Source organism: Enterobacter wuhouensis (assembly GCF_004331265.1).
GTDB lineage: Bacteria > Pseudomonadota > Gammaproteobacteria > Enterobacterales > Enterobacteriaceae > Enterobacter > Enterobacter wuhouensis.
The window spans coordinates 1-24,276 of sequence record NZ_SJOO01000006.1 but is presented as its reverse complement, the minus strand read 5'-3'; the positions used below and the strand labels follow the sequence as shown (position 1 = coordinate 24,276).

23 protein-coding genes are annotated in these 24,276 nt (G+C 54.8%); 8 read left to right on the top strand and 15 right to left on the bottom strand.

Going from position 1 to position 24,276, the window contains the following annotated elements; genetic code table 11:
* Window positions 1-25: 25 nt before the first annotated feature.
* The 11 genes from atpG to asnC form a co-directional block, all read right to left on the bottom strand.
* Window positions 26-889, bottom strand: a complete 864-nt coding sequence (atpG, locus tag E0L20_RS14395; protein ID WP_131634539.1) for a F0F1 ATP synthase subunit gamma — start codon at window positions 887-889, stop codon at window positions 26-28.
* A 51-nt stretch (window positions 890-940) separates the two neighbouring features.
* Complete coding sequence (gene atpA / locus E0L20_RS14390; protein WP_028017764.1) at window positions 941-2,482, bottom strand: F0F1 ATP synthase subunit alpha; 1,542 nt, start codon at window positions 2,480-2,482, stop codon at window positions 941-943.
* Window positions 2,483-2,494: 12 nt separating this feature from the next.
* Window positions 2,495-3,028, bottom strand: coding sequence for a F0F1 ATP synthase subunit delta (atpH, locus tag E0L20_RS14385; protein ID WP_010426590.1), 534 nt, complete (start codon window positions 3,026-3,028; stop codon window positions 2,495-2,497).
* A 14-nt stretch (window positions 3,029-3,042) separates the two neighbouring features.
* Window positions 3,043-3,513 carry a F0F1 ATP synthase subunit B gene (atpF, locus tag E0L20_RS14380; RefSeq protein WP_014072436.1) on the bottom strand — a complete coding sequence of 157 codons (471 nt, stop codon included), beginning with the start codon at window positions 3,511-3,513 and terminating at the stop codon, window positions 3,043-3,045.
* Between the two features lie 48 nt (window positions 3,514-3,561).
* Entirely contained in the window at window positions 3,562-3,801 is a 240-nt protein-coding gene (gene atpE / locus E0L20_RS14375; protein ID WP_000429386.1) for a F0F1 ATP synthase subunit C, read from the bottom strand.
* Window positions 3,802-3,851: 50 nt separating this feature from the next.
* Window positions 3,852-4,667 (bottom strand): F0F1 ATP synthase subunit A, encoded by an 816-nt coding sequence (gene atpB, locus E0L20_RS14370; protein WP_100167517.1) that lies wholly within the window; start codon window positions 4,665-4,667, stop codon window positions 3,852-3,854.
* Between the two features lie 8 nt (window positions 4,668-4,675).
* Window positions 4,676-5,056, bottom strand: a complete 381-nt coding sequence (gene atpI / locus E0L20_RS14365) for a F0F1 ATP synthase subunit I (protein ID WP_008500194.1) — start codon at window positions 5,054-5,056, stop codon at window positions 4,676-4,678.
* Window positions 5,057-5,672: 616 nt separating this feature from the next.
* Entirely contained in the window at window positions 5,673-6,296 is a 624-nt protein-coding gene (rsmG, locus tag E0L20_RS14360; RefSeq protein ID WP_131634538.1) for a 16S rRNA (guanine(527)-N(7))-methyltransferase RsmG, read from the bottom strand.
* A gap of 113 nt (window positions 6,297-6,409) precedes the next feature.
* Entirely contained in the window at window positions 6,410-8,299 is a 1,890-nt protein-coding gene (gene mnmG / locus E0L20_RS14355) for a tRNA uridine-5-carboxymethylaminomethyl(34) synthesis enzyme MnmG (RefSeq protein WP_131634537.1), read from the bottom strand.
* A gap of 374 nt (window positions 8,300-8,673) precedes the next feature.
* Window positions 8,674-9,123 carry an FMN-binding protein MioC gene (gene mioC / locus E0L20_RS14345; protein ID WP_131634536.1) on the bottom strand — a complete coding sequence of 150 codons (450 nt, stop codon included), beginning with the start codon at window positions 9,121-9,123 and terminating at the stop codon, window positions 8,674-8,676.
* A 90-nt stretch (window positions 9,124-9,213) separates the two neighbouring features.
* Complete coding sequence (gene asnC, locus E0L20_RS14340; RefSeq protein ID WP_119936493.1) at window positions 9,214-9,672, bottom strand: transcriptional regulator AsnC; 459 nt, start codon at window positions 9,670-9,672, stop codon at window positions 9,214-9,216.
* A gap of 151 nt (window positions 9,673-9,823) precedes the next feature.
* Between asnC and asnA the strand changes: the two genes are divergently transcribed.
* Window positions 9,824-10,816, top strand: coding sequence for an aspartate--ammonia ligase (asnA, locus tag E0L20_RS14335; protein WP_131634535.1), 993 nt, complete (start codon window positions 9,824-9,826; stop codon window positions 10,814-10,816).
* Here the strand turns inward: asnA and viaA are convergent, their stop codons facing one another.
* Together viaA and ravA are read right to left on the bottom strand one after the other, a co-directional pair.
* Window positions 10,817-12,268: an ATPase RavA stimulator ViaA gene (gene viaA, locus E0L20_RS14330; RefSeq protein ID WP_131634534.1), complete on the bottom strand. Its 1,452-nt coding sequence runs from the start codon at window positions 12,266-12,268 to the stop codon at window positions 10,817-10,819. It lies immediately after the preceding gene.
* Entirely contained in the window at window positions 12,262-13,758 is a 1,497-nt protein-coding gene (gene ravA / locus E0L20_RS14325) for an ATPase RavA (RefSeq protein WP_131634533.1), read from the bottom strand. Before ravA ends, viaA begins: the two co-directional genes overlap by 7 nt.
* Before the next feature lie 222 nt (window positions 13,759-13,980).
* Between ravA and kup the strand changes: the two genes are divergently transcribed.
* The 7 genes from kup (at window position 13,981) to rbsR (ending at window position 21,930) form a co-directional block, all read left to right on the top strand.
* The gene (gene kup, locus E0L20_RS14320) at window positions 13,981-15,849 is read left to right on the top strand and encodes a low affinity potassium transporter Kup (RefSeq protein ID WP_131634532.1); all 1,869 of its coding nucleotides are present in this window, start codon (window positions 13,981-13,983) and stop codon (window positions 15,847-15,849) included.
* A gap of 226 nt (window positions 15,850-16,075) precedes the next feature.
* On the top strand, window positions 16,076-16,495 hold the full coding sequence (gene rbsD / locus E0L20_RS14315; RefSeq protein ID WP_131634531.1) for a D-ribose pyranase: 420 nt from the start codon (window positions 16,076-16,078) through the stop codon (window positions 16,493-16,495).
* Between the two features lie 7 nt (window positions 16,496-16,502).
* Window positions 16,503-18,008, top strand: a complete 1,506-nt coding sequence (rbsA, locus tag E0L20_RS14310) for a ribose ABC transporter ATP-binding protein RbsA (RefSeq protein WP_131634530.1) — start codon at window positions 16,503-16,505, stop codon at window positions 18,006-18,008.
* A 4-nt stretch (window positions 18,009-18,012) separates the two neighbouring features.
* A complete protein-coding gene (gene rbsC, locus E0L20_RS14305) occupies window positions 18,013-18,978 on the top strand; it encodes a ribose ABC transporter permease (RefSeq protein WP_119936500.1) in 966 nt (321 codons plus the stop codon).
* A 27-nt stretch (window positions 18,979-19,005) separates the two neighbouring features.
* Window positions 19,006-19,896, top strand: coding sequence for a ribose ABC transporter substrate-binding protein RbsB (gene rbsB / locus E0L20_RS14300; protein WP_008503498.1), 891 nt, complete (start codon window positions 19,006-19,008; stop codon window positions 19,894-19,896).
* A 108-nt stretch (window positions 19,897-20,004) separates the two neighbouring features.
* Window positions 20,005-20,934: a ribokinase gene (gene rbsK / locus E0L20_RS14295; RefSeq protein WP_131634529.1), complete on the top strand. Its 930-nt coding sequence runs from the start codon at window positions 20,005-20,007 to the stop codon at window positions 20,932-20,934.
* A gap of 3 nt (window positions 20,935-20,937) precedes the next feature.
* On the top strand, window positions 20,938-21,930 hold the full coding sequence (gene rbsR, locus E0L20_RS14290; protein ID WP_131634528.1) for a ribose operon transcriptional repressor RbsR: 993 nt from the start codon (window positions 20,938-20,940) through the stop codon (window positions 21,928-21,930).
* On the opposite strand, the gene mdtD is transcribed toward rbsR, so the two are convergent.
* Together mdtD and E0L20_RS14280 are read right to left on the bottom strand one after the other, a co-directional pair.
* Window positions 21,896-23,329, bottom strand: coding sequence for a multidrug transporter subunit MdtD (gene mdtD / locus E0L20_RS14285; RefSeq protein WP_131634527.1), 1,434 nt, complete (start codon window positions 23,327-23,329; stop codon window positions 21,896-21,898). The two genes, rbsR and mdtD, sit on opposite strands and share 35 nt — an antisense overlap.
* Entirely contained in the window at window positions 23,326-24,033 is a 708-nt protein-coding gene (locus E0L20_RS14280; protein ID WP_131634526.1) for a FadR/GntR family transcriptional regulator, read from the bottom strand. Before E0L20_RS14280 ends, mdtD begins: the two co-directional genes overlap by 4 nt.
* Between the last annotated feature and the right edge of the window lie 243 nt (window positions 24,034-24,276).

Genomic DNA, 24,276 nt, shown 5'->3' with positions numbered 1-24,276 from the left:
TTGAATCCTCTACGAATTAACCTGGTTATACCGCGGATGCACCACCGACGATCTCGGTGAGTTCCTGAGTAATGCTGGCCTGACGAGCTTTGTTGTATACCAACTGCAGCTCTTTAATCAGGCTGCCGCCATTGTCGGTCGCGGCTTTCATCGCCACCATACGTGCGGCCTGCTCGCTGGCCAGGTTTTCAACTACGCCCTGATAAACCTGTGATTCAACGTAACGACGCAGCAGGGTATCCAGCAGCGGTTTCGGATCAGGTTCATACAGGTAATCCCAGGCTTTTTGCTTCAACTCATCATCTTCTGAAGCCGGTAACGGCAGCATCTGAGTGATGGTTGGAACCTGAGACATCGTGTTAATAAATTTGTTGCTGACAACGTACAGTCTGTCCAGACGGCCTTCATCGTAGGCCTGCAACATCACTTTAACCGGACCGATCAGTTCGGACAGGGACGGGTTATCACCCATACCGGTCACCTGGGCAACAATATTGCCACCCACGGAGTTAAAGAAAGATACGCCCTTCGAGCCGATCATTGCGATATCGCACTGAACGCCTTTCTCGGACCATGCTTTCATATCCCCCAGCAGTTTTTTGAACAGGTTAATGTTCAAGCCGCCGCACAGACCACGGTCGGTCGACACCACCAGGTAGCCCACGCGCTTAACGTCGCGTTCTTCCAGGTAAGGGTGCTTATATTCCAGATTACCGTTCGCAAGGTGACCAATCACTTTGCGCATGGTATCTGCATAAGGACGGCTGGCCGCCATGCGATCCTGCGATTTACGCATTTTGGAAGCGGCGACCATCTCCATCGCTTTAGTGATCTTTTGCGTGTTCTGGACGCTTGCGATCTTACTACGTATCTCTTTTGCGCCGGCCATGAGCTTCTCCTCAATGCCAGGCGGCCTGTCGTGAGACAAGCCGCCGGACGATTACCAGGACTGGGTTGCTTTGAAGGAATCGAGGATAGCTTTCAGCTTGCCTTCGATTTCATCGTTATAGCCACCGGTCTGGTTGATCTCTTGCATCAGCGGAGCGTGATCACGGTCGACATAAGCCAGCAGAGCGGCTTCGAAGCTACCGATTTTCGCCAGTTCCACATCTTCGAGGTAACCGCGTTCAGCCGCGAACAGTACCAGGCCCTGCTGAGCAACAGACATTGGAGCGTACTGTTTCTGCTTCAGCAGCTCGGTCACTTTCTGACCGTGGCTCAGCTGTTTACGGGTTGCTTCGTCCAGATCGGATGCGAACTGAGAGAACGCAGCCAGTTCACGATACTGTGCCAGCGCGGTACGGATACCACCGGACAGTTTCTTGATGATCTTGGTCTGAGCAGCACCACCAACACGGGATACGGAGATACCCGGGTTAACCGCCGGACGAATACCGGAGTTAAACAGGTTGGTTTCCAGGAAGATCTGACCATCGGTAATAGAGATTACGTTGGTCGGAACGAACGCAGAAACGTCACCCGCCTGGGTTTCAATGATCGGCAGAGCGGTCAGAGAACCTGTTTTACCCTTCACTTCACCTTTGGTGAAGTTCTCGACGTATTCCGCGTTAACGCGGGATGCACGCTCCAGCAGACGAGAGTGGAGGTAGAATACGTCGCCCGGGAATGCTTCACGTCCAGGTGGACGACGGAGCAGCAGGGAAACCTGACGATAAGCAACAGCCTGTTTAGACAGGTCATCGTATACGATCAGTGCATCTTCACCGCGGTCACGGAAGTATTCGCCCATTGCGCAACCGGCGTATGGCGCCAGGTATTGCAGTGCAGCAGATTCAGACGCGGTTGCCACAACAACGATGGTGTTAGCCAGCGCGCCGTGCTCTTCCAGTTTACGAACCACGTTGGAAATGGTGGACGCTTTCTGGCCGATAGCCACGTACACGCATTTGATGCCGGAGTCACGCTGGTTGATGATGGCGTCGATTGCCATCGCGGTTTTACCGGTCTGACGGTCACCGATGATCAGTTCACGCTGACCACGACCGATTGGGATCATGGCGTCAACGGACTTATAGCCCGTCTGAACAGGCTGATCAACGGACTGACGGTCGATAACGCCTGGTGCGATAACTTCAATTGGAGAGAAGCCATCGTGCTCAACCGGACCTTTACCGTCGATTGGCGCACCCAGGGTGTTAACAACGCGACCCAGCAGGCCACGGCCAACCGGCACTTCCAGAATACGGCCAGTACACTTAACCTTCATGCCTTCGGCGAGGTCAGCGTATGGACCCATCACAACTGCACCTACGGAGTCGCGCTCCAGGTTCAGTGCGATAGCGTAACGGTTACCCGGCAGGGAAATCATCTCACCCTGCATACAATCGGCCAGGCCGTGAATGCGGATAACACCGTCACTTACAGAAACAATAGTACCTTCGTTGTGAGCTTCACTCACAACATTGAACTGAGCAATGCGCTGCTTGATCAGTTCGCTGATTTCGGTGGAATTCAGTTGCATGCTCCAGTCCCCTTAAGACTGCAAGACGTCTGCAAGGCGTTCAAGACGGCCGCGTACGCTGCCATCAATGACCATATCACCCGAGCGGATGATTACGCCTGCCATTACAGACTTATCGATTTTGCAATTCAGCTTAACTTTGCGTGACAGACGTTTTTCCATCGCGGCGGTGATTTTCGCAAGCTGTTCAGTACTCAGTTCAGTCGCAGAAGTCACTTCGACTTCGGCAGTAGCTTCACTCAGCGCACGTAAGTGCTCAAACTGCTCGAGAACATCCGGGAGCACACGGAGACGACCATTCTCAGCCATCACCTTAATCAGGTTCTGGCCGTTGGCATCCAGTTGCTCTCCGCACACGGCGATAAACGACGCGGCGAGGGTATCAGGCGCTAATGCACCAGACAGCAACTCGGCCATTTGTTCGTTTTTCGTCACCTCAGCGGCAAACGCCAGCATATCCTGCCAGCGATCGACATTTTGGTGTTCGACAGCAAAGTCAAAAGCTGCTTTGGCGTAGGGGCGAGCTACCGTAACAAATTCAGACATCAGCCCCTCCCTCCTTACAGTTCAGCGACAAGTTTGTCCACGATGTCGCTGTTAGCAGCTTCATCCACGGAACGTTCGATGATCTTCTCGGCGCCAGCAACAGCCAGAATCGCAACCTGCTTACGCAGTTCTTCACGAGCACGTTTACGCTCGGCATCAATTTCAGCCTGAGCTTGTGTCACGATCTTAGTACGTTCCTGTTCTGCTTCCGCTTTGGCTTCGTCCAGGATCTGAGAACGGCGTTTGTTAGCCTGTTCAATGATTACCTGAGCTTCCGCTTTGGCTTTTTTCAGCTGGTCTGTCGCGTTGGCCTGTGCAAGGTCCAAATCTTTCTTGGCGCGTTCTGCAGAAGCCAGACCGTCAGCAATTTCTTTCTGACGTTTTTCGATGGCAGCCATTAAAGGCGGCCATACATACTTCATGCAGAACCAGACAAAGAGAATAAACGCGATGGCCTGGCCGAGGATTGTTGCGTTCATGTTCACAGCACAATACCTCTTAAATTTCTGTGGCTTGGGGTTTTAAAACTACTACTACGCGACAGCAAACATCACGTACAGACCCAGACCTACAGCGATCATTGGGATTGCATCCACCAGACCCATAACGATAAAGAACTGAGTACGCAGCAGAGGAATCAGATCAGGTTGACGCGCTGCGCCTTCCAGGAATTTGCCCCCGAGGATGCCGATACCGATCGCAGCACCGATAGCCGCCAGACCCATCATCACAGCGGCAGCCATGTACAGCAGATCCATATTCAGGTTTTCCATGACAGTCTCCAGTTTGTTTCAATTAAAACGTAGTAGTGTTGGTAAAAAAATCAGTGCTCTTCAGACGCCATCGACAGATAGACGATCGTCAGAACCATGAAGATAAAGGCTTGCAGCGTAATGATCAGGATGTGGAAAATGGCCCAAGGCACATTAAGAATCCACTGTGACCACCACGGCAGAAGACCCGCGATCAGAATGAAAATCAGCTCACCCGCATACATGTTGCCGAACAGTCGCAGACCCAGTGAAACAGGTTTAGACAGCAGGCTAACGCCTTCCAGGATCAGGTTGACCGGAATAAACGCCCAGTGGTTGAACGGCTGCAAGGTAAGCTCTTTCACAAAGCCGCTTACGCCTTTCATTTTGATGCTGTAGAAAAGAATCAGGATAAACACGCCCAGCGCCATCGACAGGGTGATGTTCACGTCCGCAGACGGTACAACACGCAGTGCAGGCAGGCCGAAGATGTGCTCGCCGATAAACGGCAGAAGGTCAATTGGCAGCAGGTCCATCAGGTTCATCAGGAAGACCCAAACGAACACGGTCAGGGCCAGCGGAGCAATCAGCTTGCTCTTGCCATGGTACATGTCTTTCACGCTGCCATGGACGAAGCCGATGATCATCTCAACGAACGTCTGGAATTTCCCTGGAACACCGCTGGTCGCTCGTTTAGCAACACCGCGGAACATGGCCAGGAACAGAAGACCCAAAACCACCGAGAAGAACATGGAGTCGATGTTGATCGTCCAGAAGGTGGCCGGGGGGTTATGCGGATCCACCAGCGAGAATGTACGCAGGTCCAGCTGAAGGTTATTCAGATGGTGACCTATGTAATCCTGCGGCGTCATATTTTCTGAAGCCATGATGCCTTTTACCCTTTGTTATTGATTACAGCTGGAGCCAGAACTTGTACCACCAGCACCAAAACCCACGTTGCTATCAGCGGCATGAATACCACTTTCAAAACCGCCAGCGCCATCACCAGTAAAGCAAAGGTCAGCAACACCTTACACACTTCGCCGAGAGCGAAGGACCAGGCCACGCGGCCTTTGGCGGGTGTATGCGCCTGATGACGCCAGGCAAAAATCATAAACAACACGTTTGGCAGAACCACCGCCAAACCCCCGCACACGGCGGAGATGCCCCAGAAGGGGTCTTTGAGGCTAAACAGCAGTCCACTTGCTATCACAGCCAGAAACTGAATGAACAGAAGCTTACGAGCAACGTTTCTACTCAAGAGCGACACAGACATCACGTTTTTACTCCTGCTCCCTTCGAGGTATGCCGCGTGTCGTATAAAACGTCCTTTAAGGCTCGGAGTCAAGCATCAAAAAGCGGACAAATTATACGGTGCGTACCCGTGATTTCAAACATTAAGTAGCGAAAAGGTGAATAAATGTTTAAATATTTTTCCCCGGCGCTATTTTTTAACTTTTGGCTAAAGTGTCGACCTTCGGACAAAACTGCAAACAGCGCGAAAACGTTGGTGATAAAGCGTGCACGAGATCACAAAATACACATTTACGATAAGGTCGTATTTATCAAAGACGTAAATCGCTTTATTTCATCTTTATGAAATTAAAGACAAAATATCGTAACTATTTTCAAAACAGCCCTGTATACAACAAAAACCTTTTATTGACATTCTTAATAAATATTTAACATTCCATTCTCGTTGCCACGACCCACTTTTAGCAGACTGATATTTTCGTAGTTGACTATCTTCACGGTGAACAATAGTGACGAGGTTAACCGTAAGAAAATCCTTAGTAACAACGAGGTTAAATTAGCGCCAGTAAAATCCCTTTAGATGTGCTGTTTTTTAACACGATGAGAACAGCACAAATTCCACAATTTTTATTATATTTTTAAAAATTGTTTGGCTTAATTATCACCAGATGCCGTTCGCCATCGAGTTGAGGAATCTGTAATTTCTCAATGGATTCGACGGCAAAGCCGGCCGGAAGCTGGTCAATTTCCTCTCCAGGCAGCAGCCCTTTCAGCGCATAGAAACGGCCATTTTCAGCAGGCAGATGTTTGCACCAGCTCACCATGTCGTTCAGTGAGGCAAATGCACGGCTGATAACGCCGTCAAACGGTGGCTCCGCCGGAAACGCTTCTACCCTGCTCTGCACAGGCGTGATGTTCTCAAGCTTCAGTTCATGCTGTACCTGACGCAAAAAGCGCACGCGCTTGCCAAGGCTGTCGAGCAGCGTGAAATGGCTCTCGGGGCGGACAATAGACAGCGGAATTCCCGGCAGGCCAGGGCCAGTACCCACATCGATAAAGCGTTCACCTTTCAGCCAGGGCGCAACCACAATGCTGTCGAGGATATGGCGAACCAGCATCTCGTTGGGGTCGCGTACGGAGGTCAGGTTGTACGCTTTGTTCCATTTGTTCAGCATATCGACATAGGCCACCAGCTGATTTTTCTGGCGATCGGTGAGCGAAATACCTGCCTGATCCAGCAGACGAGAAAGTTTATTGAGCACGGTGAATACCTGTTTAGCGATTTTTCGCCCGGTGGCGCTGTCGCTTACCGGGCCTACGAATAAGTAGGGCGGGCAAGCGAAGCGCCACCCGCCAAAAAGCAATGTTCAAGAGACTACGCGCTGCGGCGCAGCATACCTTGCTTTTTCAACCACACCAGAAGAATCGAAATCGCGGCCGGTGTGACGCCAGAGATACGGGAAGCCTGGCCGATCGACACAGGTTTGTGATCGTTCAGCTTAGCGATCACTTCGTTGGAAAGGCCCGTTACCTGGCGGTAGTCCAGCATTTCCGGCAGCAGCGTGTTTTCGTTGCGCTGCTGTTTTTCGATCTCATCCTGCTGACGCGCGATGTAACCTTCGTACTTCACCTGGATCTCAACCTGCTCTGCCGCTTCAGCGTCTTCCAGTCCCGGCGCGAACGCGGTCAGTTTCACCAGGTTCTCATAGGTCACTTCAGGGCGACGCAGCAGATCTTCACCGCTGGCTTCGCGCGACAGCGGCGCTGTTAAGTGAGCGTTTACTTCGGCAGCGGTCTCCGCCTGTGGATTCACCCACGTCGTTTTCAGACGCTGGCGTTCCTGCTCAATGCGCTCCAGCTTCTCGTTGAAGCGCGCCCAGCGTTCGTCATCCACCAGACCCAGCTCGCGGCCCATTTCGGTCAGACGCAGGTCGGCGTTATCTTCGCGCAGCATCAGGCGATATTCCGCGCGCGAGGTAAACATGCGGTACGGCTCTTTGGTGCCCAGGGTGCAGAGATCGTCAACCAGCACGCCCAGATAAGCCTGGGAACGGCCCGGCGCCCAGCCCTCTTTCTCAGCAGAGAAGCGCGCGGCATTAAGACCCGCAAGCAGGCCCTGCGCGGCGGCTTCTTCGTAGCCAGTGGTACCGTTAATCTGGCCTGCGAAGAACAGACCCTGGATAAATTTGCTTTCCAGCGTCGGCTTCAGGTCACGCGGATCGAAGAAATCGTACTCAATAGCGTAGCCGGGACGCACGATTCTTGCGTTCTCCATGCCCTGCATTGAGCGAACAATTTGCATCTGCACGTCGAACGGCAGGCTGGTGGAGATGCCGTTCGGGTAAATTTCGTTGGACGTCAGCCCTTCCGGCTCCAGGAAGATCTGGTGCTGGTTACGATCGGCAAAACGCATAACTTTGTCTTCGATCGACGGGCAGTAGCGCGGGCCGATCCCTTCGATCACGCCGGCATACATTGGGCTCCGATCGAGGTTATTGCGGATCACGTCATGGGTTTTTTCATTGGTGTACGTGATATAGCACGGGACTTGCTGGGGATGGTGATCCACGTTGCCCATGAACGAGAAGACCGGCATCGGGTTATCACCGTGCTGCTGTGCCAGTACGCTGAAATCAATGGTACGCGCATCAATACGCGGCGGCGTACCGGTTTTGAGGCGGCTTACGCGCAGCGGCAGTTCACGCAGACGGCGAGACAGGGGGATCGACGGCGGATCGCCAGCACGGCCACCGCTGTAGTTGTCCAGCCCGATATGAATTTTACCGTCCAGGAATGTCCCCACGGTCAACACAACCGATTTTGCGCGGAACTTGAGGCCCATCTGGGTCACAGCGCCCACAACGCGATCGTTCTCGACGATAAGATCTTCCACCGCCTGCTGGAAGATCATCAGGTTCGGCTGGTTCTCCAGTGCGGTGCGCACCGCCTGACGGTATAGCACGCGATCTGCCTGAGCGCGGGTGGCCCGAACGGCAGGACCTTTGCTCGCGTTTAGTATCCTAAACTGAATGCCTGCACGATCGATCGCCTTCGCCATCAGGCCGCCAAGCGCATCCACTTCTTTTACCAGGTGTCCTTTCCCAATGCCGCCAATCGCCGGATTACAGGACATTTGTCCCAGCGTGTCGATATTGTGTGTCAAAAGCAGGGTCTGCTGACCCATACGCGCTGCGGCCATTGCGGCCTCAGTGCCTGCGTGACCCCCGCCAATGATGATGACGTCGAAAGGATCCTGATAAAACATGGTGGTCTGCCTCGCGTAAAGCGGTATGAAAATGGATTGAAGCCCGGGCCGTGGATTCTACTCAACTTTAGTCTTTCGAGAAAGCATTGGGATCCAGGGCTATTAAAAAGAAGATCTTTTTATTTAGAGATCTGTTCTATTGTGATCTCTTATTAGGATCGCGAACCTTTGTGGATAAGTCCGATCTCGCAAATAAGATCATGCGGTTAGAAAGGATCGTTTGCTGTGAGTGATCGGTGATCCTGGGCCGTATAAGCTGGGATCAAAATGGCACTTTATACACAGGCCAAAAACGACTACAGAGTTGTTCTTTGGATAACTACGGGTTAATACGAGCTTTTAACCAGAGTTATCCACATCTGTTTGCGCGATCTTTAAGCGTTTTTGAGTAAATTTTTCCAATCTGCTAGCCAGATCTCGGCTGGATCTTCCGGAATGTCATGATCGAGGATGTTGATCTTGAGCGTTTCACCCAGCTGTTTTGCCCCACAGGCGGTAACAGCGGCTTCGACTTTCTCTATTGCACCGCAGAAGGTGTCATATTCACGACTGCCGATCCCCACCGCACCAAAACGGACGTTTGACAGATCCGGCTGTTGTTCCTGCAGTTCGTCATATAAAGGTTGCAGGTTATCCGGAAGATCGCCCGCACCGTGCGTGGAGGTGATCAGCAGCCAGACCCCGTCAGACGGGAGATCTTCAAGTAACGGTCCGTGCAGGGTTTCTGTAGAAAAGCCCGCGTCTTCCAGCTTCTCAGCCAGATGTTCCGCTACGTATTCCGCACCGCCAAGAGTGCTGCCGCTGATAAGGGTAATGTCCGCCATTGATCGCTCGCTCAGATAAAGAGGCGGCCATTGTACGCTGTGAACGAGCTGGGATCTACCTGTGGAAAATGTGGGAATGAAATTGCCCGATCACGGGCGGATGGTGCGCATGATCGGGTTTTGCAGGGAGATCAGGGTCTCGGTGGACTGAATTTCATCGATTGTTTGGATCTTGTTGATAAGTACCTGCTGAAGGGCATCGATAGATCGGCACATTACCTTAATAAAGATGCTGTAGTGGCCGGTGGTGTAATACGCCTCGGTGACCTCGTCCAGCGCGTTAAGTTTTTCCAGTGCGGAAGGATAGTCTTTCGCGCTTTTAAGAATAATGCCGATAAAGCAGCACACGTCATAACCCAGCTGTTTTGGGCTGACATCGATATGTGCGCCGGTGATGATCCCCGCCTGCTTCATCTTTTCTACGCGCACGTGGATGGTTCCCGGGCTGACGCCAAACTGTTTCGCCAGTTCGGCGTAGGCGGTGCGCGCATTGGCCATTAACGCTTCCAGAATGCCGCGGTCCAGATTGTCGATCTGATAATTTTCCATAGGTTTTTCTTATGAAGATTAGTGAATCTCTCTATTCTAGCGCCTTATTTTATCGAATCAAAAGTGAAGGAGGCTTTTTGTTGTTTGATTATTGAATTGAGTGCCATTTCTGTTGCTTAATCAATACCAACAGGACGCAGGAGTATAAATAATGAAAACCGCTTACATCGCAAAACAACGCCAGATCAGCTTCGTTAAATCCCATTTTTCACGCCAGCTGGAAGAGAAGCTTGGGCTGATAGAAGTTCAGGCACCGATTCTCAGCCGCGTGGGCGACGGGACGCAGGATAACCTGTCTGGATGCGAAAAAGCGGTACAGGTGAAAGTGAAGACACTGCCAGACGCCCAGTTCGAAGTGGTTCATTCCCTTGCGAAGTGGAAGCGTCAAACCCTGGGACAACACGACTTCAGCGCGGGCGAAGGGCTCTACACGCACATGAAAGCCCTTCGCCCCGATGAAGACCGTCTGACCGCCATTCACTCTGTCTACGTTGACCAGTGGGACTGGGAGCGCGTGATGGGTGATGGCGAACGTCATATCGGTACGCTGAAATCCACCGTTGAGGCGATCTACGCCGGGATCAAAGCGACCGAAGCGGCAGTGAGCAAAGAGTTTGGTCTGGCACCGTTCCTGCCGGAATCGATCCACTTTGTTCACAGCCAGGAGCTGCTGAGCCGCTTCCCGGAACTGGATGCCAAAGGCCGCGAGCGTGCGATTGCCAAAGAGCTGGGCGCCGTGTTCCTGATTGGGATCGGCGGCAAGCTGTCTGACGGTAAGCGCCACGACGTGCGTGCCCCGGATTATGACGACTGGAGCACCTCGGGTGAGAGCGAATTTGCCGGGCTGAACGGTGATATCCTGGTCTGGAACCCGATTCTGGAAGATGCGTTCGAACTCTCTTCTATGGGGATCCGCGTGGATGCCGATGCGCTTAAGCGTCAGCTGGCGGTAACCGGTGATGAAGATCGTCTCAAACTCGAGTGGCACCAGGCGCTGCTGCGCGGTGAAATGCCGCAGACCATCGGCGGCGGTATTGGCCAGTCTCGTCTGACCATGCTTCTTCTGCAGCTCTCTCACATTGGTCAGGTGCAGTGTGGCGTCTGGCCGCAGCAGGTTCGTGAGAGCGTCGGTTCCCTTCTTTAATTAGCGCCGCCAGCGTCTGAGCAGGCGGCTACGCAGCCCGGTATCAAAGCGCCAGATATGATCGAAGATGCGCATGATGCCGGGTTTTCCATGTGCCGACATCGCCACGGCATGAAAGCGGTGCTGGTGTACCCGCTGTAACTCCTTCACTTTATTCACCACGTCATCCGGCAGCCGCTGGGCGATAAAATCGGAAATCACCACCGCGTCGGCGTCGTACCAGTCCCCGCCCTGCATACGTTCGACGATGCTGCGAAAGCAGCTGGCCAGATCGGTACCGCCGCGAAAACGCTGGCTCAAAAAGCGGATCGCCTGCTCAATCCCCTGCTGGTTCGTCAGCTCATAGCCCACCACTTCGCTGGAAAAGAGCATGATGAAACAGCGACGGCGATCGGCGAGCGCCACGCGCATCAGGGCCAGGCAGAACGCCTTCGCACACTGCTCGTTGAAACCGCCCATCGAGCCAGAGGTATCAACACAGACAATGAATGGCCCGCGCGGCTGTTCATCAAAGTCCTGATGGATGACCGGGCGCTGGCTAAGCTTCTCACGCCAGGATTCGCCGTGCAGCCGGTAGGTAAGGAGCTGTTTCTCCACCAGCCGACGATAAAACTCATACTCCAGCTCGGTCATCCCCAGCGTGCTTAGCTCGGTGGGCAGCAGGCGCAGGATGTCATCGCTTTGCTGCAAGCCATCGACCTGCTCCGGCACGGTGGCCGGTTCGCGTACCAGGGTACGGAAGGTTTCCATCGGCGCATCTTTCTTTGGGACAGATTTTGCCTCCCGCGAGCGGCCCAGCTGTTCCGCAAGCTTCATCAGCTCCGGCTGCTGGGTCAGAAAGTCGCCGTACTTCACGATCAGCTGGTAATCGCCGCGCTTCAGCTGTCCGGCGCTCATGTCCCAGAGACGCCCGGCGGCGTTTTCATTTTCTACCAGCACCTCTTCAAGCTGACCGCTCAGCGTCATACGCTCCTGAACTTCGCTGAGCAGCTGTTCGCGCTCTTCATCCAGCAGCTGCTGGTTCAGCGTCGTGGCCTGGACAACAAGGCTCAGCCGCCAGCGCTGTAAAAACAGGGTATGCAGCGCCGGAGTAAAGGTGGCGTTATCCGTGACCAGCGCGCGGGCCTGGCTTGCAAACGGAGAATGTACTTTATCAAGCAGCGTAAGGGTTTGCGGTAGCTGGACGATAAACTGCGGTGTCGACAGCCGCTGGCACTGCTGATAGCTGGCGACTTCCTCCGTCAGCTCTGGCGGGACTTCCGTCTCCTTAAACCGCTGACGCAGGCTATCGCGCCAGCGCGGGAGATCGTCGGTCATCGCCTTTTTGAGCTTTGGGAATTTTTCAAAGAAGGCCGCCAGCTGGGGGGATGCCAGAAGGGTAATGACCACCTCTTCGATCAGCCCTTCCTCGCTGACCGCCAGCATGACGTTGAGCGTGTCCAGCGTTAGCATTGACGCGCCTGTTTGATCTGCGCGCTGACGTCCTGCAGGCTGGCTTCGATGCGGCCTAACCAGTCGCTATGAATAAAGAGGCATTTTTGCTGCTCGCTGAAGCGGGTGTGCTGCTGGTGCCATTCGGTATCAAGCGCTTCAAGCTGCTGCTTGATCTCTTCCGGCACGCTATCGGAAGCGGCGCCCGGCAGCGCCAGACGCGATCCCTGCAGGCTGACGTCGCGGATCACCAGATGCTGGCTGCTGTCCACCTCCATATTCAGCGGCTGGGCAAAACCGATGCCGTTGAGCTTGCCGCGGATCTCACCGCTTTTATCGAGCCACTGCGCCAGCGCGTCGCGCTCTATCGTAACGTGAACCACCTGCATGTCGTGAAGTTTAAGCGGCTGCTGAAGCAGCAGTGTTAGCGTTGCGCCGGTCAGTTCGGCAGGCAATTCATAGTGCGGCTTACGCGAGAACATGCCGCCAAGGCGGGTCACCTTCAGGGCCGTTTTATCGCTTTGCTGCTGCTGGAGCTGAATGCGCCGTTGGGCAATTGCGCCCAGCTGGTTGAGCATCGACTGCTGGCCCCAGGCGTGCCCGGTCATCAATACTTCAAGCTGCTGCTGCATCAGGTTCATGCCTTCAGCATCGTGCCAGAGGCAGTCTTTCAGCAGGATCAGATCGATTGGCGCGACGGCATCACGTCCACTGAACAGCGCGCTGGCCTGCAGCAGGCGAATGGCTTTTTTCCAGCGACGGTCGGAAACGTAAGGCGCAGAAGGCAGTAAATCGAGCTGCTGGCGCAGCATAAAGATCAGCTCAAATACGGCATCGGGCAGTTTGATTTTGCCGATGTCCTGCTGCCACTGGTCATACTCCTCATCCGTCACCTGCAGCGAAGCGGAGACCGGATTTTCATTTTCATCCTGCTGGCTCACCAGCATGGAGCGGAAGTTGGACTTGTCCTGCACTTTGTCCAGCCACAGGCGGATCAGCATGCGGTCGTAGAGGGCTTCCAGGCTGCTGTCGGCTTCGGGCAGTTCGTTTGAGGCGGCCACCAGCAGGCGCATCGGGATTTTCTCTTCGCTGGCGCCGTTGCGGAAACGACGTTCGTTAATCGCCGTCAGCAGGGTATTCAGGATCGCCGGACCGGCTTTCCAGATTTCATCGAGAAAAACTATCTCTGCTTCAGGGAGATATCCTGCGGTCAAACGTTCATAGCGCCCCTCATCCTTTAGCGCCTGAATGGAGAGCGGGCCAAAAACTTCCTCGGGCGTGGAGAAGCGCGTCATCAGGTATTCAAACGCGCGCGCGTTTTGAAAGGCAAACTTCAGCCGACGGGCAATCAGGCTTTTGGCGATACCGGGCGGGCCCAGCAAGAACACGCTTTCACCGCTTAACGCTGCCAGCAAACAGAGGCGAATGGCGTGGCTACGCTCGTAAAGGCCTTTCTCCAGCGCGCTGCTGAGGCGGGAAATTCTTTCTGCTAATAAATGTGAGTGAGCCATAATAGTTTTGCATCCTTTCGCCGTCGCGGCGGCCAATTGAAGCGAGTATAGACGTTTCAGTCTGGCCTGGTAATAGACTGAAGTGCGGCGCAATTTTCTTTGCGCTACATTAACGCGGTTGCATTTAGGGGTACGATTTTGCAATGAATCGTGCATACTGTGCGCTTTTTGTGGGCCAAGGGACTAAGCACACATTTGTTATTTAAACGAAAAGACTAGTCTATGAGCACTGATAAAAAGCAATCATTACCCGCAATAACGCTTGCGGCGATCGGGGTTGTCTATGGTGATATCGGCACCAGCCCGCTCTATACGCTTCGTGAATGTCTGTCCGGTCAGTTTGGTTTTGGTGTTGAACGTGATGCCGTATTCGGCTTTCTGTCCCTCATCTTCTGGCTGCTGATCCTGGTAGTTTCTGTTAAATATCTCTCCTTCGTTATGCGCGCAGATAACGCGGGTGAAGGTGGGATCCTGACGCTGATGTCGCTTGCCGGGCGCAATACGTCCGCCAGAATGACGTCGGTGCTGGTCATTATCGGCCTGATTGGCGGCAGCTTCTTCTATGGGGAAGTGGTCATTACGCCGGCGATTTCGGTCATGTCGGCGATAGAAGGGCTTGAGATTATCGCACCGCAGCTTGATACCTGGGTTGTGCCGCTTGCGATAATCGTGCTGACGCTGCTGTTTGCTATTCAAAAGCACGGCACAGGGCTGGTGGGTAAGCTCTTTGCGCCGATTATGCTGGCCTGGTTCCTGATCCTGGCCGCGCTCGGTTTGCGCAGCATTATCGCTAACCCCGACGTGCTGCATGCGCTGAACCCTATGTGGGCGGTGCATTTCTTCCTCGAATACAAAATGGTGTCGTTCGTGGCGCTGGGTGCGGTCGTGCTCTCCATTACCGGCGTTGAAGCACTGTATGCCGATATGGGCCACTTCGGGAAACTGCCTATCCGCGTGGCGTGGTTTACCGTGGTTTTGCCATCGCTGGTGCTGAACTACTTCGGCCAGGGGGCGCTGCTGCTTGAACACCCTGAAGCGATTAAAAACCCGTTCTTCCTGCTGGCCCCCGACTGGGCGCTGGTCCCGATGCTGATCCTCGCCACGCTGGCGACGGTGATTGCGTCTCAGGCGGTGATTTCCGGCGTCTTCTCCCTGACCCGTCAGGCTGTGCGTCTGGGCTATCTCTCGCCGATGCGCATTATCCATACGTCTGAAATGGAATCCGGCCAGATCTACATACCTTTCATTAACTGGCTGCTCTATTTTGCGGTCGTGATTGTTATCGTCAGCTTCGAACACTCCAGCAACCTGGCCGCGGCGTACGGTATTGCCGTGACGGGAACGATGGTGCTGACGACGATCCTCTCCACCACGGTGGCATACCGGAACTGGCACTGGAATAAGTTGCTCGTAGGGCTGATTCTGGTGGGCTTCCTGTGTATCGACGTGCCGCTGTTCTCCGCCAACCTCGACAAGATTGTCTCCGGCGGCTGGCTGCCGCTGACGCTGGGCCTGGTCATGTTCATCGTGATGACGACGTGGAAAAGCGAGCGCTTTCGCCTGCTGCGTCGCATGCACGAGCACGGCAACTCTCTGGAGGCGATGATCGCCTCGCTGGAGAAATCCCCGCCGGTGCGCGTGCCCGGTACGGCGGTGTATATGTCCCGTGCGCTGAACGTAATCCCGTTTGCGCTGATGCACAACCTCAAGCACAACAAAGTGCTGCACGAGCGCGTGATCCTCCTGACGCTACGTACCGAAGATGCGCCATACGTTCATAACGTGCGTCGCGTGCAGATTGAGCAACTGTCGCCGACCTTCTGGCGCGTGGTGGCAAGCTACGGCTGGCGCGAAACGCCGAACGTGGAAGAGGTATTCCACCGCTGCGGTCTGGAAGGGCTGAGCTGCCGCATGATGGAGACGTCGTTCTTTATGTCTCACGAGTCGCTGATCATCGGCAAACGTCCGTGGTATCTGCGCCTGCGCGGCAAGCTTTACCTTATCCTGCAGCGCAACGCCCTGCGCGCGCCTGACCAGTTTGAGATCCCGCCTAACCGCGTGATTGAGCTGGGGACGCAGGTTGAGATTTAAGTCTTTGTGCGGGCTGATGCCCTCACCCCGACCCTCTCCCACAGGGAGAGGGCGCAAACATAAAAAACGGTAACCTTGGGGTTACCGTTTTGCATTTACCTCCGCTCCATTTCACTTAGCGAAACGTTTCGACGTCGATCACAATTCCGTTACGTCATGATGGTTTTCTGAACACTCTTGCGTCTAAACTACTTTTAGCGAAACGTTTCGCTAGTGGAGCAATAAAATGAAGAAAGGCACGGTTCTCAACTCAGAAATCTCATCGGTTATTTCCCGTCTTGGGCATACCGATACGCTGGTGGTTTGCGATGCTGGCTTACCGGTTCCGCGCAGCACAGCCCGTATCGATATGGCGTTAACGCAGGGTGTTCCTTCGTTTATGCAGGTACTGGACGTGGTGACGGCGGAGATGCAGGTTGAGGCGGTCATTCTCGCGGCGGAAATCAAACAACATAATCCGCAACTCCACGAAACGTTGCTCAGCCACATTGAGCAACTGCAGCAACACCAGGGAAACACCATAGAAATTCGTTACACGACGCACGAACAGTTCAAACAACAAACCGCAGACAGTCAGGCGGTGATTCGCAGCGGGGAGTGTTCCCCGTATGCGAATATCATTCTCTGTGCTGGCGTCACCTTCTGAGGCCATCATGGACGCATTACTGCAACTCAAAGGGATCGATAAGTCGTTCCCGGGCGTAAAAGCCCTCTCCGGTGCGGCACTGAACGTCTACGCCGGGCGCGTGATGGCGCTGGTGGGCGAAAACGGTGCCGGCAAATCCACCATGATGAAAGTGCTGACCGGTATCTACCAACGCGATGCCGGTTCACTCGTCTGGCTGGGAAAAGAGACCACCTTCATCGGCCCGAAATCCTCTCAGGAAGCGGGCATCGGTATTATTCACCAGGAGCTGAACCTCATCCCGCAGCTCACCATTGCGGAAAACATCTTCCTCGGCCGCGAGTTTGTAAACCGGTTCGGAAAAATCGACTGGAAAACCATGTATGCCGAAGCAGACAAGCTGCTGGCGAAGCTGAACCTGCGCTTTAAGAGCGACCGCCTGGTGGGCGATCTCTCCATTGGCGATCAGCAGATGGTGGAAATCGCGAAGGTGCTGAGCTTTGAGTCGAAGGTCATCATTATGGATGAACCGACCGACGCCCTGACCGATACCGAAACCGAATCCCTGTTCCGCGTGATCCGTGAGCTGAAGTCGCAGGGGCGCGGGATTGTCTATATCTCTCACCGCATGAAAGAGATCTTCGAAATCTGCGATGACGTCACCGTCTTCCGCGACGGGCAGTTTATTGCCGAGCGCGAAGTGGCGACGCTGACCGAAGATTCGCTTATCGAAATGATGGTGGGGCGTAAGCTCGAAGATCAGTATCCGCATCTGGATAAAGCGCCGGGTGAGATCCGCCTGAAGGTGGACAACCTCTGCGGACCGGGTGTGAACGACGTGACCTTTACCCTGCGCCAGGGCGAGATCCTGGGCGTGGCGGGCCTGATGGGCGCCGGACGTACCGAGCTGATGAAAGAGCTGTACGGCGCACTGCCGCGCACCAGCGGTTATGTCACTCTCGACGGTCATGAAGTGGTCACTCGCTCTCCGCAGGATGGCCTGGCGAACGGCATCGTCTATATATCCGAAGACCGCAAGCGCGACGGCCTGGTGCTGGGGATGTCGGTAAAAGAGAACATGTCCCTGACCGCGCTGCGCTATTTCAGCCATAGCGGCGGTACGCTGAAGCACAAAGACGAACAGCAGGCCGTCAGCGATTTTATCCGCCTCTTTAACGTAAAAACCCCGTCGATGGAGCAGGCGATTGGCCTGTTGTCCGGCGGCAATCAGCAGAAAGTGGCGATTGCGCGCGGGCTGATGACGCGCCCGAAAGTGCTGATCCTCGACGAGCCAACCCGCGGCGTGGACGTGGGCGCGAAGAAAGAGATCTATCAGCTGATTAACCAGTTCAAGGCCGACGGTCTGAGCATCATTCTGGTCTCTTCCGAGATGCCAGAAGTATTAGGCATGAGCGATCGTATTATCGTTATGCATGAAGGGCATCTCGGCGGTGAATTCACTCGCGAGCAGGCCACCCAGGAAGTTCTGATGGCTGCCGCTGTGGGCAAGCTTAATCGCGTGAATCAGGAGTAAGAAGATGACTACCCAGGCTGTTTCTGGTCGCCGCTATTTCACTAAGGCATGGCTGCTTGAACAAAAATCGCTGATTGCCCTGCTGGTGCTGATCGCGATTGTTTCGACCATGAGCCCGAATTTCTTCACCGTGAATAACCTGTTCAACATTCTGCAGCAGACGTCGGTGAACGCCATAATGGCGGTCGGGATGACGCTGGTGATTTTGACCTCAGGTATCGATCTGTCCGTCGGTTCCCTGCTGGCGCTCACCGGCGCGATCGCCGCTTCGATTGTCGGCATTGAGGTCAACGCGCTGGTGGCCGTGGCCGCTGCCCTGGCGGCAGGCGCGGCGATTGGTGCTGTAACCGGCGTGATTGTGGCAAAAGGCCGCGTTCAGGCGTTCATCGCCACGCTGGTGATGATGCTGCTCCTGCGCGGTGTGACCATGGTGTACACCAACGGCAGTCCGGTGAACACGGGCTTTACCGATAACGCGGATCTGTTTGGCTGGTTCGGTATCGGTCGCCCGCTGGGCATCCCGACGCCGGTCTGGATCATGGCTATCGTCTTCCTGGCGGCGTGGTACATGCTGCACCACACCCGTCTTGGTCGTTATATCTATGCCCTGGGCGGTAACGAAGCGGCAACGCGTCTGTCCGGTATCAGCGTCAATAAAGTCAAAATTATCGTTTATTCCCTGTGCGGCCTGCTGGCGTCACTGGCGGGCATCATCGAAGTGGCGCGCCTCTCCTCCGCGCAGCCAACGGCGGGCACGGGGTATGAGCTGGATGCCATTGCGGCAGTGGTTCTGGGCGGTACGAGTCTTGCGGGCGGTAAAGGTCGCATTGTTGGGACGTTGATCGGCGCACTGATCCTCGGTTTCCTGAATAATGGTTTGAATTTGTTAGGTGTTTCCTCCTATTACCAGATGATCGTTAAGGCAGTGGTGATTTTGCTGGCGGTACTGGTAGACAACAAAAAACAGTAACTGACGACACTACAGGACATCTTAGATATGAACATGAAAAAACTGGCTACCCTGGTTTCTGCTGTCGCGCTGAGCGCAACCGTAAGTGCTAACGCAATGGCGAAAGACACCATCGCGCTGGTTGTCTCAACCCTGAACAACCCGTTCTTCGTCTCCCTGAAGGATGGCGCGCAGAAAGAAGCGGACAAGCTGGGCTACAACCTGGTGGTTCTGGATTCTCAGAATAACCCGGCGAAAGAGCTGGCGAACGTGCAGGATCTGACCGTCCGTGGCACCAAAATCCTGCTGATCAACCCGACCGATTCTGACGCCGTAGGCAACGCCGTGAAGATGGCAAATCAGGCAAAAATTCCGGTGATCACCCTGGACCGTCAGGCGACGAAAGGCGACGTGGTGAGCCACATCGCGTCTGATAACGTGCTTGGCGGCAAAATCGCGGGCGATTACATCGCGAAGAAAGCCGGTGAAGGCGCGAAAGTCATCGAACTGCAGGGCATTGCCGGGACTTCCGCAGCGCGTGAGCGTGGTGAAGGCTTCCAGCAGGCCGTTGCTGCTCATAAATTTAACGTCCTGGCGAGCCAGCCGGCAGACTTCGACCGTACTAAGGGCCTGAACGTGATGCAGAACCTGCTGACCGCGCACCCTGACGTGCAGGCCGTGTTCGCACAGAACGACGAAATGGCGCTTGGCGCGCTGCGTGCGCTGCAGACTGCAGGTAAATCTGATGTGATGGTTGTCGGATTTGACGGCACGCCTGATGGTGAAAAAGCGGTAAACGATGGCAAACTGGCTGCGACCATCGCTCAGCTGCCTGAGCAGATTGGCGCGACCGGCGTTGAAACTGCCGACAAAGTGCTGAAGGGCGAAAAAGTTCAGGCCAAATATCCGGTTGACCTGAAGCTGGTCATCAAGCAGTAAAAGGCGATTCAGGCAGTCGCTGGCTGCCTGAGGGACACCCTATAAAGAAAAGTGTGGCATACGCCACCGGGTAACACCGGTGGCGCTCTCAGATGGACACCTCAATACATGAAAACCGCAGGCAACCTCGTCGTCCTTGGCAGTATCAATGCCGATCACATTCTTAACCTTGAAACCTTCCCGACGCCGGGCGAAACCGTCACCGGTAATCAGTACCAGGTAGCCTTCGGCGGTAAAGGCGCGAACCAGGCCGTCGCCGCCGGGCGTAGCGGGGCGAACATCGCCTTTATCGCCTGTACCGGCGACGACGATACCGGCGAGCGCGTACGCAAACAGCTGGCAAGCGACAACATCGATGTTGCACCGGTGAGCGTGGTTGAAGGGGAATCAACCGGCGTGGCGCTGATTTTCGTTAACGCAGAAGGTGAGAATGTCATCGGTATTCATGCGGGTGCTAACGCCGCGCTGACGATTGAACGTGTTGAAGCGCAGCGCGAGATCGTCGCGGATGCGCAAGCCCTGCTGATGCAGCTGGAATCCCCGGTTGAAAGCGTGCTGGCCGCCGCGAAAATTGCTCATGAAAATCATACCACTGTCGTACTTAACCCGGCTCCAGCCCGTGTATTATCAGACGAGCTGCTGGCGCTGGTGGACATCATCACCCCGAACGAAACCGAAGCGGAAAAACTGACGGGCATTCGCGTCGAAAATGATGATGATGCTGCGCGAGCCGCGAATGCACTGCACGATAAAGGCATCGGAACGGTGATCATTACCCTCGGCAGCCGTGGGGTGTGGGCAAGCGTAAACGGTGAAGGCCGTCGCGTACCGGGCTTTAAGGTCAAAGCCATTGATACCATCGCTGCGGGAGATACCTTTAACGGTGCGCTGGTGACGGCGCTGCTGGAAGGTAAGGGAATGGATGATGCGATTCGCTTTGCCCATGCCGCCGCCGCGATCGCGGTGACGCGCAAAGGTGCGCAGCCTTCCGTTCCGTGGCGTAAAGAGATTGATGAATTTCTAAGTCAGCAGGGGTAACGCTTGGCTACGATGAAAGATGTCGCCCGCATGGCGGGCGTTTCTACCTCGACGGTCTCCCACGTGATAAACAACGATCGCTTCGTCAGCGAGGCGATTCGGGAAAAAGTCGAAGCCGCAGTAAAAGATCTCAACTATGCGCCGTCTGCGCTGGCGCGTAGCCTTAAGCTTAACCAGACCCGTACTATCGGGATGCTGATTACGGCCAGTACCAACCCTTTTTATTCTGAACTTGTGCGCGGCGTCGAGCGCAGCTGCTTCGAGCGCGGCTACAGCCTGGTGCTGTGCAATACCGAAGGCGATGAGCAGCGCATGAACCGCAACCTGGAGACGCTGATGCAAAAACGCGTCGACGGGCTACTGCTGCTTTGCACCGAAACGCACCAGCCCTCGAAAGAGATCATCCAGCGCTATCCTTCTATCCCAACGGTGATGATGGACTGGGCGCCGTTCGACGGCACCAGCGATCTGATACAGGATAACTCCCTGCTGGGCGGGGATATGGCGACGCAGCATCTTATTGATAAAGGCTATACCCGCATCGCCTGCATTACTGGGCCGCTGGATAAAACCCCTGCACGCTTGCGTCTGGAAGGGTATCTTTCGGCAATGGAACGGTCGGGGCTTGCCATTCCCGACGGCTACCGTATCACCGGCGATTTTGAATTTAACGGTGGCTTCGAGGCGATGCAGAAACTGCTGGCCCAGGAACCGCGTCCGCAGGCGGTGTTTATTGGTAACGACGCGATGGCGTTTGGTGCCTACCAGGCCCTGTATCAGGTTGGGCTTCGCGTGCCGGACGATATGGCGATAATTGGCTACGATGATATCGAACTTGCCCGTTACATGACGCCGCCGCTCACCACGATCCATCAGCCGAAGGATGAACTGGGCGAGCTGGCCATCGATGTCTTGATCCACCGTATGGCACAGCCTACGCTGCAGCAGCAACGCCTGCAGCTTACTCCTGTTCTGATGGAACGCGGCTCGGTTTAGCCTTCTCTTTGTGGCGCTCTTTAATCAGGTTTCGGCCATCTTTCGGTTTCAACAGCATAAAGACCAGCGCCGATACCACGGTGAGTGCGCCCATGGTGATAAAGGTATAGTGGAACTGCTCTACGGTATTCGTACCGTCGAACCCTTCATAAAACCGCAGCACCGCCGCACTCACGGCAACGCCTAGACTTATCGACAGCTGCTGAGTGACCGCCAGTACGCTATTGCCGCTGCTGGCGTTCTCGTCGGTCAGATCGGCGAGGGTGATGGTATTCATCGACGTGAACTGCGTCGACATCGCCATCCCCAACACAAACAGCGGCAGGATCAGCATCCAGACGGGTAGCGCGGCGGATTGCAGCGAGAACTGCGCAATCATCAGCCCGATAAAGACTGTCACGCCTACCAGCGTCTTACGATAGCCAAACCAGCGCAGCACCTGCGTGACCGTTGATTTCGCCAGAATTGATCCCATCGCCGTGGGGGCCATCATGCAGCCAGCAATCAGCGCCGGATAACCGAAACCGACCTGCAGCATCAATGGCATCAGGAAGGGAACACAGCCTGTACCCAGGCGAGAGGCAATGTTGCCCGCCACGCCGACCGAGAAGGTGCGGGTATTGAAGAGCGACAACGAGATCAGCGGTGTCGGATGACGGCGTGCATGACGTATATAAAGAAGGAACAGCAAAACACCGCTAAGGATGACGGACAGCGCCAGCCACGTCGCCACGATTTTCTCACCGAAAAGCTCCATTCCGCTGGAGAACAACACCAGGCTCAGTCCAAACAGGAAAAAGCCGCCCATGTCGAAGCTGCGTCTCGGCGTGGTGAAGTTCGGCATATATTTGCGGGCATAAATCAGGCCCGCCACGCCAATCGGAATATTAATCAGGAAGATCCAGTGCCAGCTCGCCCAGGTAACGAGCACGCCGCCGAGCACGGGGCCCAGTATCGGGCCAACCAGGCCAGGCATGGTGACGAAGTTGAGGACGGGAAGGAGTTCGCTGCGCGGGTAGGCGCGCAGTAACGCCAGGCGCGCCACGGGCATCATCATCGCGCCGCCAATCCCCTGGAGCACGCGGAAGATCACCAGCTCCGTTAAGGAGGTGGAGAGCGCGCAGGCCAGAGAGCCAAGGGTGAAAAGCGTCACGGCTAACATGAATATTTTACGGGTGCCGAAACGGTCGGCCAGCCAGCCGCTAACGGGGATCAGCATCGCGACCGTCAGAGTGTAACTGATAATAGCGGACTGCATCGCCAGCGGGGAACGGTTAAGGCTTTGTGCGATGGCGGGTAGAGCGGTGTTGAGGATTGTGGCATCCAGTGCTTGCATAAAGAACGCCATGGCTGCAATCCACGGCAATCCGGCCATGCTGCGCGCTTTTTTCTCTGTCATTTATTTACCTGCTGGTGGGTTGGTGCAACCAACAATGCCTGACACGCACTCAGGGCCTTCTGCCCGTCGCTCTCCTGAATGGCATCAACTATCGCCTGATGCAGATCCAACTTTACCACTTCATCTTGAGTAATCGCGGTGAAATAGGTGTGGTACACCGAATGGAATAAAGAAGCGAAGGAGGTCAGGAACGGATTGGCGCTCATCATATAGATGTGTTCGTGCCAGGCCATATCTACCTCAATCCAGCGTTCGCGGTTGAAGTGCTTTTTCAGGAACACCATCTCTTCCATCAAGGTATTAAGCTGCGCTTTTTGTTCTGCCGTGCCTAGCGTCGCGGCAAGCAGGCAGGCCTGAGGCTCAAGGCTACTGCGCATCACCAGGAAATGATCGACCACCTGGTGGAAATTGTCTTCGGTCATCCACCAGGAGAGTAACTCCTGATCGAGGAAGTTCCAGTTCGCCTGAGGCATCACGCGCGTACCAATACGCGGACGCGGTAGCACCATTCCTTTTGCCGTTAACGTTTTCACCGCTTCACGAACGGCGGTACGGCTTACCCCAAACTGCTCACCCAACTCCATCTCACCTGGCAGGATGCTGCCTGGGGCATATTTACCCGCTAAGATTAGCTGAGCCAGCTTTTCTGCCAGCACATAGGAGAGATTTTTTTGTGCTGCCAGCTGTTGTGCGCTTAAGGGCATCGCTCTTATTCCTTAATGATTCATGCGGGTAAGTATGCCACCTCGAATGTGATTGTGGTTGCAGAGACATCAAATAGAACAATTTGTAGCTTGATCTCACCGCTGTTGGTGAAAAAAAACACGGTCAGAAACTTTTTTTAAATTTCCTCTTGTCACGTCAGAATAACTCCCTATAATGCGCCTCCACTGACACGGAACAACGGCTTACAGGCCGCCGGGTTAGCGGAGAAAAGCGAAAATAAG

Coding starts and splice junctions, on each gene's coding strand:
- atpG (WP_131634539.1), bottom strand. CDS start 889: ATGGCCGGCGCAAAAGAGATACGTAGTAAGATCGCAAGCGTCCAGAAC.
- atpA (WP_028017764.1), bottom strand. CDS start 2,482: ATGCAACTGAATTCCACCGAAATCAGCGAACTGATCAAGCAGCGCATT.
- atpH (WP_010426590.1), bottom strand. CDS start 3,028: ATGTCTGAATTTGTTACGGTAGCTCGCCCCTACGCCAAAGCAGCTTTT.
- atpE (WP_000429386.1), bottom strand. CDS start 3,801: ATGGAAAACCTGAATATGGATCTGCTGTACATGGCTGCCGCTGTGATG.
- atpB (WP_100167517.1), bottom strand. CDS start 4,667: ATGGCTTCAGAAAATATGACGCCGCAGGATTACATAGGTCACCATCTG.
- atpI (WP_008500194.1), bottom strand. CDS start 5,056: ATGTCTGTGTCGCTCTTGAGTAGAAACGTTGCTCGTAAGCTTCTGTTC.
- mnmG (WP_131634537.1), bottom strand. CDS start 8,299: ATGTTTTATCAGGATCCTTTCGACGTCATCATCATTGGCGGGGGTCAC.
- mioC (WP_131634536.1), bottom strand. CDS start 9,123: ATGGCGGACATTACCCTTATCAGCGGCAGCACTCTTGGCGGTGCGGAA.
- asnC (WP_119936493.1), bottom strand. CDS start 9,672: ATGGAAAATTATCAGATCGACAATCTGGACCGCGGCATTCTGGAAGCG.
- asnA (WP_131634535.1), top strand. CDS start 9,824: ATGAAAACCGCTTACATCGCAAAACAACGCCAGATCAGCTTCGTTAAA.
- viaA (WP_131634534.1), bottom strand. CDS start 12,268: ATGCTAACGCTGGACACGCTCAACGTCATGCTGGCGGTCAGCGAGGAA.
- ravA (WP_131634533.1), bottom strand. CDS start 13,758: ATGGCTCACTCACATTTATTAGCAGAAAGAATTTCCCGCCTCAGCAGC.
- kup (WP_131634532.1), top strand. CDS start 13,981: ATGAGCACTGATAAAAAGCAATCATTACCCGCAATAACGCTTGCGGCG.
- rbsD (WP_131634531.1), top strand. CDS start 16,076: ATGAAGAAAGGCACGGTTCTCAACTCAGAAATCTCATCGGTTATTTCC.
- rbsA (WP_131634530.1), top strand. CDS start 16,503: ATGGACGCATTACTGCAACTCAAAGGGATCGATAAGTCGTTCCCGGGC.
- rbsC (WP_119936500.1), top strand. CDS start 18,013: ATGACTACCCAGGCTGTTTCTGGTCGCCGCTATTTCACTAAGGCATGG.
- rbsB (WP_008503498.1), top strand. CDS start 19,006: ATGAACATGAAAAAACTGGCTACCCTGGTTTCTGCTGTCGCGCTGAGC.
- rbsK (WP_131634529.1), top strand. CDS start 20,005: ATGAAAACCGCAGGCAACCTCGTCGTCCTTGGCAGTATCAATGCCGAT.
- mdtD (WP_131634527.1), bottom strand. CDS start 23,329: ATGACAGAGAAAAAAGCGCGCAGCATGGCCGGATTGCCGTGGATTGCA.
- E0L20_RS14280 (WP_131634526.1), bottom strand. CDS start 24,033: ATGCCCTTAAGCGCACAACAGCTGGCAGCACAAAAAAATCTCTCCTAT.